Raw genomic sequence first — 14,520 nt, forward strand, 5'->3', positions numbered from 1 at the left:
AGCCTCGCTCCGCTCGCCTGTGCTCGGACGGTGTCCCGCCCGCTCTCGTTCACGTCTGCTCTCCCACGCCCTCGCCGGCCCGCCCCGCGCCCGGCACCGCGACACCGGCACCCGGCGCCACGTCCCTGGCGCTCACCGCCCGGACGCTCGCGGCCTGGGCGTTGACCGTCTCGGCGTCGACGCCCCCGGGGCCCGGCCCTGAGGACGGGCTCACGCAGTCGGCGTCGGCGCACCCGGCGCCCGCCTGGACGGACGGCGCCCCGTCCCCCGCGTCGGCGAGGTCGGCCCGCGCCACCACCTCCGGGGCCTTCGGGTCGAGGTCGAAGAGCTCGCGCAGCGCGTCGGCGTAGGTGTCGCCGCCCGGCGCGGCGGCCAGCTCCTTGACCCGCACGGTCGGCGCGTGCAGCAGCTTGTCGACCACGCGCCGCACGGTCTGGGTGATCTCCTTGCGGGCCCGGTCGTCGAGCTCGGGCAGCCGCCCGGCGAGGCGGGCCAGCTCGGCGTCGACGACGCCCGCGGCCTTGCTGCGCAGCGCGACCACGGTGGGCGCGACGGCGGCGGCGCGGGCGGCGCCGAGGAACGCGGCGACCTCGTCGCAGACGATGCGCCGCACGGCCTCCTCGGCCTCGGGCCCGATCGCCTTGGCCGCCTCCTGGGCGGTGCGCAGGTCGTCCAGCCCCGCGAGCGCGACGCCGGGCAGGCCGCGGACGGCCCGGTCGACGTCGTGCGGCAGGGCCAGGTCGAGGAAGAACCGGGACCGGCCGTCGGCGCCCACGCCGTGCTCGGCGAGGCGCGCGGCCGTGAGCACCAGCCCGGCGGCGCCGGTGCACGACACCACCAGGTCGGCGCCCGCCAGCGCGGCGCCGAGATCGTCCAGCCCGATCGCGCGCGCGGGCACGTCGAGCGACTCGGCCAGCCGCGCCGCGCGGTCGAAGGTGCGGTTGGCCACCACGACCTCGCGGGCGCCGGCCCGGCTCAGCGTGGCGGCGGCCAGCGAGCTCATCGAGCCCGCGCCCACCACCAGCGCGCGCACCCCGTCCAGCGGGCCGAGGTGCCCGGACGCGACCTGGAGGCCGACGCTGACCAGGGACGCCCCGGCCTTGTCGATGCCGGTCTCGTGGTGGGCCCGCTTGCCGACCCGCAGCGCCTGCTGGAGGACGTCGTGCAGCTCGCGGCCGAGGGTGTCCTCGTCCTGGGCGAGCCGGAACGCCTGCCGGATCTGCCCGAGGATCTGGCCCTCGCCGACGACCATGGACTCCAGGCCGCAGGCCACCGAGAACGCGTGCTGGATCGCGCGTTCCTCATAGTGGACGTACAGATGCCGGGACAGGTCGTCGAGCGGGACGCCCGAGTGCAGCGCCAGCAGCTCGGAGATCAGCGACACCCCGCCATGGAACCGGTCGACCACGGCGTAGACCTCGACCCGGTTGCAGGTCGAGACGATCGCGGTCTCGGCGACGTTCTCGGAGTCGTGCACGGCGTGCAGCAGCTTGCCGAGGTCGTCCCCGGCCACCGCCGCCCGCTCGAGCAGGGCCACCGGCGCGCTCCGATGGCTGAGGCCCACCACCAGGACGCTCATCGCACGCGCCCCCTCGGCCCACCACGATCCGGCCCACCGCGCTTGATCACACCGTGCTCGATCACACCGCGCTCGATCCCACCGGTCTCACCGCGACTCATGCCTCTGCTACCGCCTCTACGTACTGCGTGGGACCAGGGGGCGTGCCGCCGCTGGTCAACGGCTCGTAGTCGCCGGGCCCCCCGGCCTTGCGCTGCTCGTGGAACGCCAGGATCTGCAGCTCGATGGACAGGTCGACCTTACGCACGTCGACCCCCTCCGGCACCGAGAGCACCACGGGCGCGAAGTTGAGGACGCTCGTCACGCCGGCCGCCACCACCCGGTCGCAGACCCCCTGGGCCGCGCCCGCGGGGGTGGCGATCACCGCGATGGACACGCCGCCCTCGGCGATGACGTCCTCCAGCCGGTCGATGGTGACCACGGTCATCCCGGAGATCTCCTGGCCGACGATGCCCTCATCGGCGTCGAGCAGGCCGGCCACCCGGAAGCCGCGCGAGGCGAAACCGCCGTACCCGGCCAGCGCCCGGCCCAGGTTACCCACCCCGATGATGGCCACCGCCCAGTCCTGGGTCAGGCCGAGCTCGCGGGAGATCTGGTAGACGAGGTATTCGACCTCGTAGCCGACCCCGCGGGTGCCGTACGAGCCGAGGTGCGAGAGGTCCTTGCGGAGCTTGGCGGAGTTGACGCCGGCGGCGGCGGCCAGTTCCTCCGACGACACGGTGGCGACGCCCCGCTCCTGGAGGCTGGACAGCGCCCGCAGGTAGACCGGGAGCCGCGCCACGGTGGCTTCGGGAATGCCGCGGTCCGCACGGTCACGGGGGCGGGTCTGTCGTGAGGTCACGGCCTGCTCTTCGGGGCTCGACGCTGAGGGCGGGGCCCGAGAACCCCTCACCCCGGCGGGCCGCCGCCGGGCTTCGCAGCCGCGGCCCGACCGCCCCAGGGCTGTTCCCCAGGTTAAGCCTTTGTGAATACGCGCACAAAGTCACCCCCCGGTTACCGCATCCGCGAAGAGGTCCGGCGAACCGCCGTAAGCCCTGACCAGGGTGGTTCCCGCCGGTCCGGGTGGTGGACGGCGGCGCGGCCCGGGGTGTGACCGACCAGACATCCCGCGATTCCCGATTTCCGGGATTTCTGGTCATCCAGCGATTAGCGGCGGCTCAGTGTGATTTCTGCAATTCCGCGAGGGCGGCGCGCAGCCGCGCCTCGTCCACCCGCCAGAAGTCGTGCTGGACGCCGTTGATCAGCGTGACCGGGATCTGCTCCCAGTACTCCCGGGTGTCGTCCTCGGACCGCGTGATGTCGCGCTCGGTCCAGGCCACGCCGAGGTCGGCGGCGACCCGCTCGATCACCGTGCGGGCGTCGTCGCACAGGTGGCAGCCCGGCTTGCCGAGCAACGTGATCGTGATGTCCGCGCCGCCGGCCGTCCGGCTCGCCACCTCGTCCACCGGCCCGTTCACCTGCGGCTCACCGCCGCTTCTCGGACGCGCTCGGCGGAGGGAGCGGCACCTTGCCCGCGCCGAGCCTCAGCTCGACGACGTTGGTGGCGAGCACGTGCGGACGCGACTCGGCCGTGAAGCGCTTGAGGTGCGGCAGCCGCCGGTGCGCGGCGAGCGCCGCCTCGTCGCGGAAGAGCTGGTAGAAGATCCGCTGCGGGGTGGGGGCGTTCACCACCTCGTGGCAGGCGAAGACCACCGTGTCGGGCTCGGCACCGCGGGCACCCTTGACCAGGTCGTCGGTCAGCCGGTCGAACGCGTCCTCCCGCCCCTCCAGCAGCGTGTAGACGGTGATCTGCCCGCAGGCCGCGGAGAGGTCGCCGGCGCTCCGGCCCGGCGGACCGCCGGGGAGGGCACCGGGCAGCCCGGCCGGCAGCCCTGGGATACCGGACGCGGCCTGGATCGCCTGCTCGGGCACCGGGGCGCTCCGCATGCCGTCGACCGTCGTCGGCGGCGGCGCCTCGGGGAACCGCATCTCCTCGGCCGCGGACGGATCGGGGAAGCGCAGGTCGCCCCGCTGGGGCGCGGGCATCCCCGCCGGGGCCGCGGCCGGCTCGGGCGGCGGCGGGGCGTTGTGGCCCTGCTCCTCGTAGCCCGTGGCCGGGTCCTCGCCGTCGAACGGCTCGCCGTCGTAGCCCTCGTCGTCGTACACCGGGATCGTGCGCATCGCGCCGTACCAGACCAGCCCGGCGGCGGCACCGAGCGCGATGACCGCGAGCGGGCCCGGCAGGAACCCCCGGGTGCCGCTCACCACCAGCACCCCGGCGAGCGCGACCAACGCGATCGGGATGAGCAGCTCGCCCGCCTCGCGGTCCTGCTTGCTCGCCAGCCACGCGGTGACCCCGGTGCACCCCACCAGCGCGATCACGGCGACCACGTGGCCGCCGTCGATCAGCAGCCGGGGCAGCGCGTCGTAGGTATCGCCGGGCTTGGGCAGCTTCTTGGCGAACGAGCCGGTCAGCGGGTCGACCATCAGGATGACCATCGCGACGACCGTGTACGACACCGCGAACAGCCACGCCGCGAAGCGCACCTGCACGTACCGCGCGATCAGCTCGATCATGCCGAGGGCCAGCCAGACCGGCCCGACCAGGGCCGCGCCGAGCTCCAGCACCCGGAACATCGGACCGTTGAAACCCGCGAAGAAGCCCACCGTCATCGCGGCCAGCGCGATGGAGAGCCCGACCAGGGTGAGGGACCAGGCGATCAGGTAGAGCAGCCGGTCCTTGTAGGCGCGCGTGACCAGCAACCCTGTGGCCGCCAGGGCCCCCAGGGTCGCCAGCAGCGCGAGAGCTCCGTCGACCATCGCGCCCCATGGTGCCCGATGCGGGGCGCTGAGGGGTAACCACTCCTGCGAACACGTCCCGGAATAGTGTCCGCCGGGACATCGCGAAGCGCCCGCCATTGCCTGCCGTACCCGCCGGTACCTAGAGTGGCAACCCATGCCGGTGGTCGCGTAAGCCCCCCGAGGAGAGCCGCATGAGCAGCCTGGCCATCAACGCCCAGGTCCTCACGCTTCCCCGCCACGCCCGGAGCGCGGACGCCGAAGACCGCGCCGAGATGCTGAAGGCGCTGGTCCTGCGGGCCAGGGACGGCGACGCTGACGCGTTCGGCCGCCTCTACGACCACTATGTCGACCTGGTCTACCGCTACGTCTACTACCGCGTCGGCGCGCACGCGCTGGCCGAGGACCTCACCAGCGAGACCTTCCTCAGGGCGCTGCGCCGGATGAGCGATTTCAACTGGCAGGGCAAGGACTTCGGGGCCTGGCTGGTGACGATCGCCCGTAACCTGGTGGCCGACCATTTCAAGTCCAGCCGCTACCGACTGGAGATCTGCACGGCCGAGCTGCTGGAGCCCGACCGTCTTCAGGAGGGACCCGAGCGGGCGGTGCTCGACTCGATGACGAACCGGACCCTCCTGACGGCCGTCCGGCAACTCGGTTCCGAGCAGCAGGAGTGCGTGGTGCTGCGCTTCCTGCACGGCCTCAGCGTGGCCGAGACCGCGCTGGTGATGGGCAAGAAGACCGGCGCGATCAAGGCCTTGCAGTATCGCGCCGTGCGGTCGCTGGCGCGGGCGCTGCCCGCCGATCTGCGCTACTGAAACGATCTTCGTTCGGGGCGGCCCGAACCCGGCCGTAACCCCTCGTGCGGCCCGCTCGTTGTGCGGCTGGGAGAGCAATTTTCAGGGAACGTTGCATGGGGCGGACAAAAAGGATGATCAAACTGCACGGTAGGAGCACCGCCGAGGACCGCAATCCGCTGAACCGGCTCCGCATGCAGATGCGCGAGGCCGACCCGGACCCCGTCTTCCGCGCCGTCCTGCGCGAACGGCTCGTGGCCGAGGCCGCCGACCGGAGTTCCGGCCGGAACGCCGATCGGAACACCGAACGGCGTGAGGACTATCGCATTCCCCGGCGGACCGGCGGGCACCGCGAGCCGGTTGACTAGGCTCTGGCCCATGCGGCGATTCTGGCAGCGCGGCCGAGAGACCGACCACGTGAGCGCCGGGGAGGCCGCCGCCGCCGCGGCGACCGACCCCGGCCCGCTCCCCGCGCCCGACCCCTCGGCCGCGGCGTTCTTCGACGTCGACAACACGATGATGCGCGGCGCGTCGATCTACTACTTCGCGCGCGGGCTGGCCTCCCGCAAGCTGTTCACCCTGCGCGACCTGGCCATGTTCACCTGGGGCCAGGCCGCCTTCCGGCTGCGCGGCACCGAGAACTCCGAGCACATCGGCAGCGCCAAGGAGGCCGCGCTCGCCTTCGTGGCCGGGCAGAAGGTCGCCGGCATCGTCCAGCTCAGCGAGGAGATCTACGACGAGGTGATGGCCGACCGGATCTGGCACGGCACCCGGTCGCTGGCCCTCCAGCACCTGGACGCGGGCCAGCAGGTCTGGCTGGTCACCGCCACGCCGGTCGAGGTGGCGCGCACCATCGCGCGGCGGCTCGGCCTCACCGGCGCGCTCGGCACCGTCGCCGAGGCCCGCGACGGCCTCTACACCGGACGGCTCGTCGGCAACCTGCTGCACGGCCCCGCCAAGGCCGAGGCGGTGCGGGCGCTGGCCCAGCGCGAGGGCCTCGACCTGGCCCGCTGCTCGGCCTACAGCGACTCGATCAACGACCTGCCGATGCTGACCGCGGTCGGCCATCCGCACGCCGTCAATCCCGACTCCGACCTGCGCGACCATGCCAAGGAACACGGCTGGCCGATCCACGACTTCCGGACCGGGCGCAAGGTCACCATGGTCGCGCTGCCCGCGGCCGCGGGCGCGGGCGCCCTGGCCGGCGGCGTCGCCGCGGGCATCGCCCTCCGCAAGCACTACCGCGGCTGAGCTTCCCCTGGGGTGCCTGGCGGTGCCCCGGGACGGCGGGGCGGCGGCGACTCAGAGGAACGCGGGGCCGCGGCGCAGGAGGGTGTCGTACAGCATCTGCTGGACGTTCTCCCGGACGTGGTCGGTGATGTTGAAGACCGTCATCGGGTCGTCGGCCGCGTCCGCGTCGTACTCCGCCAGCGACATCGGCTCGCCGAACTGGATCATCCACTTGGACGGCAGCGGCAGCAGCCCCGCCACGCCCAGCAGCGGGAACGTCGGGGTGATCGGGAAGTAGGGCAGGCCGAGCAGCCGGGCCAGCGGGCGGAAGTCGGCGATCTTGGGGTAGATCTCCTCGGCCCCGACGATCGCCGCGGGGATGATCGGGACGCCGGCCCGCAGCGCGGTCTGCGCGATGCCGCCGCGGCCGAAGCGCTGGAGCTTGTAGCGGTCGGCGAACGGCTTGCCGACGCCCTTGAAGCCCTCCGGGAACACGCCGACCAGCTCCCCCTTGCCGAGCAGGCGCGCGGCGTCGGCGGGGCCGGCCAGGGTGTGCCCGGCCTTGCGCGACAGGTGGCCCAGCAGCGGCATCTGGTAGACGAGATCGGCGCCGAGCAGCCGCAGCCGCCGGTCGGCGCCGTCGTGCACCGCCACCGACAGCATGATCCCGTCGAGCGGCACGGTGCCCGAGTGGTTGGCGACGATCAGCGCGCCGCCCTTCTCGGGGACGTGCTCCAGCCCGAACACCTCGGTGCGGAACCAGTGCTCGTACAGCGCCCGCGCGACCGGGAGCAGGACCGTCCCGTTGAACTCGGGGTCGAAGCCGAACTCGTCGACCTCGTACTCGCCGGCGATGCGCCGCCGCAGGAACGCCAGCCCGGAGGCGATCTTGCGCTCCAGCCCGTCGTCGGACCGCTCCTCGCGGTGGGCGTTCATCCTCGCGGGCCTCCTCGTGAGCCGCCGGCCACCTCAGCCACGGCCGATGAGGCCGGACAGCCGGTCGAAAAGGTGGAGCGGACCGCCGCGGCCGAGCTCCCGGGCCGAGACGAAGTCGGCGAACGCGGCGGCGGACTCGTACTTGGGCCGCCAGGCCAGCTCGTCGATCAGCGCGCCGGTGTCGATGACCCGGCCGTAGGTGAGCCAGCGCAGCAGCTCGGGTGAGAAGCCCGACAGCCCGGCGAACCGCCGCCCCATGTCGCCGATCGCCGACAGGGACGGAGCGGGCACCGGCAGGTACGGGCGGCCGGCCCGGCGCAGCGCCTGCGACAGCAGCAGGACGCCGTCGCCCGCCACGTTGAACCAGCCGGGATGGTCTTCGACGGTCATCCGGCGCAGCACCTCGACGCCGTCGTCCTCGTGCACGAACTGGAGGCGCGGATCGAAGCCGAGCACCGTCGGGACGACCGGCATGGTCAGGTAGCGGGTCAGCGGGGAGTCGACCCCCGGCCCGAGGAAGTTGGCGAAGCGCAGCACCGAGACGGTCAGATCGGAGCGGCGGCGGCACAGCCCCCGCACGTAGCCCTCGACCTCGACCGCGTCCTTGGCGTACCCGGAGGTGGGCGCCTCCACCGGCTCGTCGCGCTCGGTGAACACCGCCGGGTCCATCGGCGAGGAGCCGTAGACCGCGGCCGAGGACCGCACGACGAGCTTGCGCATGTCCGGCGACCGCTGGCACGCCGCCAGCAGCTGCATCGTGCCGATGACGTTGAATTCCTTCACCTTCGCCCGCGGCACCGACGGGGAGGAGACCAGGTTCAGGTGCACCACCGTGTCGACCTCGGCCGAGGAGATGACCTTGGCGATGCCCGGCGTGCGGATGTCGACGCGCACGAACTCGGTGCGCCCGAGCGACATCGAGGGTGGGACCGTGTCCACGCCGATGACCCGCTCGATGCCCGGGTCGGCCTGGAGGGTGTTCGCGACCCGCGCCCCCAGGAAACGGGAGACGCCCGTGACTAGTACGACACGGGCCGCGGCGGCGGGCATGTAGGACACTGTGCGCCCCACCCCTTACGGCTGAGTGGCCGGCGTCTTACTTCTTGTTGCGACGCTGGATGCGCGTCTTCTTGAGCAGCTTGCGGTGCTTCTTCTTCGCCATCCGCTTGCGGCGCTTCTTGATGACAGAGCCCACGAGACCTCGCTTGGCAAAAATCGGGTGTTGTGCAGGAGACGGGCGTAACGCATGCGAGCGTGGCTCGACGGGCGTACACAGTCCGCCGCCCAAGAGTACCGCTGTACTGGCGGCGGTCATGCCGCCGGTCACCCGCGGCGCCGTGACGGTCGCCCTGCGCGTCCTCCGAACGCCCCTCGCGCAGCCCTCTCACGGGCCTCGACGGGCCGTTCGGCGACGCCGTGCGGACCGCGGCGAGAACCCGTTCGCGACGGCCGGCGCCTCCGCCGGCATGAAGGGTCACCGGCGGGCACCGCCATCCGGCGGCTCCGCACGGTGCCTGTCCGGTACCGTCTCCGGCGCCCGGTGCGCCGCGGGCATCGGCGATGCCCCGGGCGCCCGGACACCGGTTCCGGCGGCCTGCCGGTCGCCGGCCGGTCTTCTTCCCTCGACGCGTCCCCGCTGGCGCGAGGACTGTTCCCCAGCTTCCGCCGCGGATCGCCAGATCCACGTCGGAGCCCCCTGCACGGCCGGGTTCGAGATCGGCGGCGAGGCGCACAGACTCTGCCCCGCCACCCTCCCCGGAACGTCCCCGCGAACGCGGGGGCGGACGCTATCCGGCTTCGATGAACGCTTCGCGCAGGTAGTCGTGAACGGCCTGCTCGGGGACTCGGAACGAACGGCCCACGCGGATCGCGGGCAGCTCGCCTGAGTGGACGAGACGGTAGACGGTCATCTTGGACACCCGCATCACCGCCGCCACTTCGGCCACAGTCAGGAACCTGACCTCACTCAGAGGTCGCTCGCCTGAGCTCATCGGACGCCCTCTTCCACACGTGCCGCGCACCGGCCCTTTGGGTGACTTTGATCACGCACGTGTACTTCCTCCAGCGTAAATCGTGTATCGGCAGTCGCAAGAGGGGAGTCCCATCCATTTCCGTGTCCCGTCCTGACCCCGCGGCCACACCTGGACTTCGGCACAGAGCGTGGACATGACGGCACCGGGCGTAGCGCGGCGAACGCTTGTGAGCCGAAACCACGCGACGACCTGCGACTCAGACGTCGCCGAAGGCTCCGCGCGGGCGCATGCGCCCCGAAGTGGCCGCCGCGTCACACATGGTGACGCTCCGTGTCCGGCTCCGCCGCCGGAACGGATGGACGGAGATCAGCCCAGGCCGGCGCGGGCGAGCAGGAACGCCGTCAACGGGGCGTAGTGCTGCGGGTATATGCCGTCGTCAAGGGGCACGACCACATCGATCTTGCCCTCGGCGGCGCCCGCGAACAGGGCCGGATCGTTACAGTCAGCGAAGCCCACGGTGTCGATCCCGGCCTGACCGGCGGCGCCCGCCCAGCCGTGGTCGGCGATGGCCAGATCCGGCCAATCGCTCGATTCACTGGCGGACTCCACTCGGGCACCGGTATCGAACGCCCGGGTGCGGGGCGCCAGCGCGGCGAGCATCTCCTGCATCGCGTCCGGGTCGTGGGTGTGCTGCGTACGCCCGCCGTCGTCCTCCAGCATCGCCACGCCGCCCGGGGCGTAGACGAGCCGGCGCAGCTCGGTGGGCCCGTAGGCGATCGCCTGGTACGTCCAGCCGCCGGACGGCGTCAGCACCCGGCAGCCGCGTCCGGCCAGCGCGCGGGCCAGCGCCTGGTAGAGCGGGGTGAGGTTGGCCGGGTGCCCGGTGGCCAGCACCACGTTCTCGCGGCGGCGCGCGGCGAGCCCGACGCGGTCGCCCATCGCCTCCAGCGCGTCGATGGTCAGGTCGGGGTCGATGGTGTCGTCGCCGTACAGGTGCATCGGGTCGGGGTCGACGCCGCAGCGCTCGACCATCATCGCCAGCACCGTGCGCTCGGTCCACGCCGGGTCGAGTTCGAGGCCGAACTGGTAGTAGGGCAGCCCGTTCGCCATCCGCCGGAAGTGCAGCAGGTTGTTCTGCCGCGGGGTGGCCACACCACCGGCGATCATCGTGCGGACCAGGTGGGCGCGCAGCTCCGCGCGGGTCGGCGCCGGCACCGCCGGCCCGCCGGTCACAGGTCCGTCATCGGATCCAGGCCGTGTTCGGGGAACACCACCCGCCGGGTCGCCAGCACCGCCTGGTCGACCGGGTTCGCCGGGTCGTAGCCGCTCCCCCACGTGCGCACCTCCACCACACTCGTTCCATCGGTCATCCGGCGCGGCGCGATCTCCCCGGTCCGGTTCCGCACGAATTCGCGCCACCCCTCGGGGGTGGCCGTCTCGGGGTCGATCGGGCGGCCCGCGGCCTCGGCCAGCAGATGCGTCCACGCCCTCGGCACGACCTGCACCAGCTCGTAGCCGCCGCCCCCGGTGACCACCCACCGCCCGCCCGCCGTCTCGTGCGCCAGGCGGTGCAGCATCGCGTACGCGGTGCGCTGCCCGTCGACGCTGAGGATCAGGTGGGCCAGCGGGTCGAGCGCGTGCCCGTCGGCGCCGTGCTGGGTGACCAGCACCTGCGGCCGGAACGCGCGCAGCAGCGGCGGGACGACGGCGTCGAACGCGCGCAGCCAGGCCGCGTCGCCGGTGCCGGGCGGGAGCGCCACGTTCACCGCCGTGCCCTCGGCGCCCCGTCCGCCGGACTCGCTGGGGAAGCCCGTGCCGGGGAACAGCGTCCGCGGCGTCTCGTGCAGGCTGATCGTCAGGACCCGCGGGTCGTCGTAGAACGCCGCCTGGACGCCGTCGCCGTGGTGGACGTCGACGTCGACGTAGGCGACCCGTTCGGCGCCCTGCTCCAGCAGCCACGCGATCGCGATCGCCGGGTCGTTGTAGACGCAGAAGCCGCTGGCGGCGCCGCTGAGCGCGTGGTGCAGCCCGCCGGAGATGTTGGCGGCGTGCCCGGCCGCGCCCGTCCAGACCGCCTCGGCGGCGGCGACCGAGGCGCCCGCGACCAGCGCGGACGCGTCGTGCATGCCGGGGAAGACCGGGTTGTCGGGACTGCCGAGCCCGAACCGCAGCTCGGGGAGGCCGGTGGCGCCCGCGCGTTTGACCCCCGCGATGTAGGCCGGCTCGTGCACCAGCTCGAGGAGGTCGTCGCCCGCGGCCTCGAACGTCTCGACGCGCACGCCGGGCAGCTCCGGGACGCCGAGCTCGCGGGCCAGGGCCATGGTCAGCTCGACCCGGACCGGGTTCATCGGATGCCCGGGACCGAAATCGTAGGAGATGAGCCTGTCGTCCCAAAGGATCTGGAGCCCGCAGTCCGCTGCGGACGGGGGCGGCTCGGCGCTGCTCATGGCCCTCACGCTATCGCCCCGCCGCATGGCGGGGCCGCGTGGCCTGAGTCACACCGAAGGCCGTTCGGCCGGACGGCAACCAAGTTGTGACGTGAACGATCGCCCGATTGCGGGCATCTCCTTAACACCACGGAAACACGACACACGGGGTGCAGATGGACTCTCGACCCCTCTCCGGGGCGCCCGCGGAGGTGACACCGCTCACCGCCCCCCGCGCGGTGCCCCGGGCCGCCGCCGCACCGCTCCCGTCCCACGAACGCGGCCCCAGCGTCCGCAGCCGTGCCATCTCCGGCGCCCTCTGGTACGGCGTACGGCCGTTCCTCCACCGTGTGCCGGGCCACGCGGCCGGCCTCCGCACCGCCCGCACGACGGTCGACGCCGCGGCGCTGCTGATGCGGCACACGTCCCGGGTGACCGTCCGCCCGCTGAACGACCCGCAGGTCGAGGCGGGCCCGGCCGGACGGCCCGGCGTCGTCGGCGAATGGGTGGTCGGCCGCGACGCCGACGACGGGCGGCCACCGCCCGGCGCCGTCCTGTACCTGCACGGCGGCGGGTACGTGGTGTGCTCGCCCCGCACGCACCGGCCCATCACGTCCAGGCTGGCGCTCGACACCGGCCTGCCGGTCCTGGCGCCCGACTACCGGCTGGCCCCCGAGCACCCCTTCCCGGCGCCGCTGGAGGACGCCCTCGCCGCGTACCGCTGGCTGCTGGACCGCGGCGTGCCCGCGGCCGGCATCGTGATCGCGGGCGACTCGGCGGGCGGGCACCTGGCCGCCGCGCTGACCGCCGAGGTCTGCCGCACCGGCCTGCCCCGCCCGGCCGGCGCGGTCCTGTTCTCCCCGTGGGTCGACCTGACCTGCGAGCTGTCCACGCGCGCCCAGCGGGAGGCCCGCGATCCGTACATCAGCGCCTACGCGGCGCGCCGGATCGCCCGTCTCGTGGTGGGGCCGGCCGGATTCGACGACCCGCGGCTGGCCCTGCTCACCTCCCCCTGGACGGATCCGCCGCCCATCCTGATCCAGGTCGGCGGCGCCGAGGTGCTGCGGCCCGAGGCGGAGGCGCTGGCCGAGGCCCTGATCCGGTCCGGCGCCGACTGCGAGCTCCAGGTCTGGAACGGCCAGATGCACGTCTTCCAGATCCTCAACCGGGTCCTCCCGGAGGCGAGCGCGGCGATGAGGGAGGCCGCCCGGTTCATCGGCTCGGCCGTCGCCGGAGCCCGCGCGGGCGCCGCGCCCGGCGCCGCCGCGGCCGGCACGGGAGCCGTCGCGTGAGGGTGGGGCCGGTCCGAACTTGAGGTGACCTCCGCACGGCCGCGGGTAGGCAGGACCACGGCCGTGCGGAGGTGCCTCGCCAACCGAGATCCGGGTGACGCGGAAGGACCTCAAAGGCGGGCGGCGTTCTCCGGCTCGCGGGACGACCGCTTCCCCCGCACGGTGAGGAGACCGGCCAGCGCCGCCAGCGCCGCCACACCCTCTCCGGCCAGGCTGATGGTCTTGTCGGAGTACCAGACCGGCTCGTGCATGTCCGGGAGCGGCCAGAGCGCCCCCACGTCGACGAAGTAGTAGAGCAGCAAGGCGCCGGCCGCGCTCGCCGCCACCAGGAACGCGAGCGCGTACGACCAGCGGCGGGCCGCGACCAGGACCAGGACCGCGACCACGGCCGCGACCACCCCCTGGACGCGGAACAGCAGATCACCGCCGATCGCGCCGCCCTCCACGTAGGCCATGTCGGGAGCGAACCGCCAGTGCACGACGGCGTCGACGACGAGACCCGCGGCCACGAGCACGCGGAGCAGAATACCCATACCTCTTACACGGCCGCGGGCCCCCGATCGGCTCAATCTCCGGGCCGCCGATCCGGCGGCGGGTCCCCGCGGCGGCGGACGTCAGCCGCCGGCCAGCTCGCGGCCCCGGTTGCGGGCGGCCTCGATGGCCTCCAGCACGGCGGCGCGGACCCCGTGCCGCTCCAGCTCGCGGATGGCGGCGATCGTCGTCCCGCCCGGGGAGGTGACGGCCTCGCGCAGCAGCACCGGGTGCTCGCCGGAGTCGCGGAGCATCACCGCGGCGCCCACGGCCGACTGGATCACCATCTCCAGCGCCGCGGCGCGCGGCATGCCGAGCAGGATGCCGGCGTCGACCATCGCCTCGACCAGGTAGTAGAAGTACGCGGGGCCGCTTCCGGACAGCGCGGTGGCGCCGTCCTGGAGCGACTCGGGGATGCGCAGCACCTTGCCGACCGGGGACAGCAGCTCCTCGGCGAGCTTGAGGTGCTCCTCGGCGGCGTGCGATCCGGCCGAGATGACGCTCATCGCCTCGTCCACGTGCACCGGGGTGTTGGACATGACCCGGACGACCGGGACGCCGGCCGGGAGCCGCTCCTCGACGAATCCGGTGGTGATCCCGGCCGCCATCGAGATCACCAGGCGGCCGGCCGGGATGCGCGGGCCGGCCTCGTCCAGCAGGGCGCCCATGTCCTGCGGCTTGACCGCCAGGATCAGCGTCTCGGCGGCCTCGGCGGCCTCGACGTTGGTGACGATCTCGATGCCGTACCGCTCGCGCAGCAGCGCGCCGCGCTCCTCGCGGCGGGCGGTCGCCATCAGCTCGGACGGGCGGCGACCGGCCCGGAGCACCCCGGACAGCAGTGCCTCGCCCATCTTCCCGGCACCCAGAATCGCGATCATTTGCATACCTGACGTGGGGTTTCAACGACCGCATCACCCTATCGCCCGCCACGCCCAGGACAGCGCGCTCCGTTCCGAGCTCGGTCGGCGCCCGAGCCGC

The 14,520-nt window shown here is 73.3% G+C and carries 16 protein-coding genes; 4 read left to right on the top strand and 12 right to left on the bottom strand.

The features are described 5' to 3' along the window. Positions 1-49 precede the first annotated feature (49 nt). The 4 genes from QP090_RS36465 to QP090_RS36480 form a co-directional block, all read right to left on the bottom strand. The gene (locus tag QP090_RS36465) at positions 50-1,579 is read right to left on the bottom strand and encodes a glutamyl-tRNA reductase (protein WP_285944322.1); all 1,530 of its coding nucleotides are present in this window, start codon (positions 1,577-1,579) and stop codon (positions 50-52) included. 97 nt (positions 1,580-1,676) lie between these two features. Further along, a complete protein-coding gene (locus QP090_RS36470; protein ID WP_285944323.1) occupies positions 1,677-2,420 on the bottom strand; it encodes a redox-sensing transcriptional repressor Rex in 744 nt (247 codons plus the stop codon). 316 nt (positions 2,421-2,736) lie between these two features. Continuing rightward, positions 2,737-3,036, bottom strand: coding sequence for a glutaredoxin family protein (locus QP090_RS36475; RefSeq protein ID WP_349666537.1), 300 nt, complete (start codon positions 3,034-3,036; stop codon positions 2,737-2,739). Positions 3,037-3,043: 7 nt separating this feature from the next. Next, positions 3,044-4,378, bottom strand: a complete 1,335-nt coding sequence (locus tag QP090_RS36480) for a putative quinol monooxygenase (RefSeq protein ID WP_285944324.1) — start codon at positions 4,376-4,378, stop codon at positions 3,044-3,046. 173 nt (positions 4,379-4,551) lie between these two features. Between QP090_RS36480 and QP090_RS36485 the strand changes: the two genes are divergently transcribed. The 3 genes from QP090_RS36485 to QP090_RS36495 all read left to right on the top strand — a co-directional run bounded on the left by QP090_RS36485 (position 4,552) and on the right by QP090_RS36495 (position 6,405). Further along, positions 4,552-5,175: an ECF subfamily RNA polymerase sigma factor, BldN family gene (locus QP090_RS36485; RefSeq protein WP_285944325.1), complete on the top strand. Its 624-nt coding sequence runs from the start codon at positions 4,552-4,554 to the stop codon at positions 5,173-5,175. Positions 5,176-5,288: 113 nt separating this feature from the next. Continuing rightward, positions 5,289-5,522 (top strand): hypothetical protein, encoded by a 234-nt coding sequence (locus tag QP090_RS36490; protein ID WP_285944326.1) that lies wholly within the window; start codon positions 5,289-5,291, stop codon positions 5,520-5,522. 10 nt (positions 5,523-5,532) lie between these two features. Beyond that, the gene (locus QP090_RS36495) at positions 5,533-6,405 is read left to right on the top strand and encodes an HAD family hydrolase (protein WP_285944327.1); all 873 of its coding nucleotides are present in this window, start codon (positions 5,533-5,535) and stop codon (positions 6,403-6,405) included. A gap of 51 nt (positions 6,406-6,456) precedes the next feature. Here QP090_RS36495 and QP090_RS36500 read toward each other — a convergent pair whose 3' ends face one another. The 6 genes from QP090_RS36500 to QP090_RS36525 form a co-directional block, all read right to left on the bottom strand. Beyond that, positions 6,457-7,320: a lysophospholipid acyltransferase family protein gene (locus QP090_RS36500; RefSeq protein WP_285944328.1), complete on the bottom strand. Its 864-nt coding sequence runs from the start codon at positions 7,318-7,320 to the stop codon at positions 6,457-6,459. Between the two features lie 33 nt (positions 7,321-7,353). Then, positions 7,354-8,370, bottom strand: coding sequence for an NAD-dependent epimerase/dehydratase family protein (locus QP090_RS36505; protein ID WP_285944329.1), 1,017 nt, complete (start codon positions 8,368-8,370; stop codon positions 7,354-7,356). Positions 8,371-8,416: 46 nt separating this feature from the next. Next, complete coding sequence (locus tag QP090_RS36510) at positions 8,417-8,515, bottom strand: 30S ribosomal protein bS22 (RefSeq protein WP_018654693.1); 99 nt, start codon at positions 8,513-8,515, stop codon at positions 8,417-8,419. A gap of 592 nt (positions 8,516-9,107) precedes the next feature. Then, the gene (locus tag QP090_RS36515; RefSeq protein WP_030163775.1) at positions 9,108-9,311 is read right to left on the bottom strand and encodes a helix-turn-helix domain-containing protein; all 204 of its coding nucleotides are present in this window, start codon (positions 9,309-9,311) and stop codon (positions 9,108-9,110) included. 348 nt (positions 9,312-9,659) lie between these two features. Beyond that, on the bottom strand, positions 9,660-10,526 hold the full coding sequence (locus QP090_RS36520; protein WP_432763115.1) for a phosphatase: 867 nt from the start codon (positions 10,524-10,526) through the stop codon (positions 9,660-9,662). After that, positions 10,523-11,740, bottom strand: coding sequence for an acetoin utilization protein AcuC (locus QP090_RS36525; RefSeq protein WP_432763116.1), 1,218 nt, complete (start codon positions 11,738-11,740; stop codon positions 10,523-10,525). The genes QP090_RS36520 and QP090_RS36525 overlap by 4 nt, the downstream gene beginning before the upstream one ends. 155 nt (positions 11,741-11,895) lie before the next feature. On the opposite strand from QP090_RS36525, the gene QP090_RS36530 reads away from it, so the two are divergent. Then, complete coding sequence (locus QP090_RS36530) at positions 11,896-13,011, top strand: alpha/beta hydrolase (RefSeq protein ID WP_285944330.1); 1,116 nt, start codon at positions 11,896-11,898, stop codon at positions 13,009-13,011. A 110-nt stretch (positions 13,012-13,121) separates the two neighbouring features. Here QP090_RS36530 and QP090_RS36535 read toward each other — a convergent pair whose 3' ends face one another. Together QP090_RS36535 and proC are read right to left on the bottom strand one after the other, a co-directional pair. Further along, positions 13,122-13,526, bottom strand: a complete 405-nt coding sequence (locus QP090_RS36535) for a hypothetical protein (protein WP_285944331.1) — start codon at positions 13,524-13,526, stop codon at positions 13,122-13,124. A 99-nt stretch (positions 13,527-13,625) separates the two neighbouring features. After that, a complete protein-coding gene (gene proC, locus QP090_RS36540; RefSeq protein ID WP_285944332.1) occupies positions 13,626-14,420 on the bottom strand; it encodes a pyrroline-5-carboxylate reductase in 795 nt (264 codons plus the stop codon). Between the last annotated feature and the right edge of the window lie 100 nt (positions 14,421-14,520).

This window comes from Actinomadura xylanilytica (genome assembly GCF_030283145.1).
GTDB lineage: Bacteria > Actinomycetota > Actinomycetes > Streptosporangiales > Streptosporangiaceae > Spirillospora > Spirillospora xylanilytica.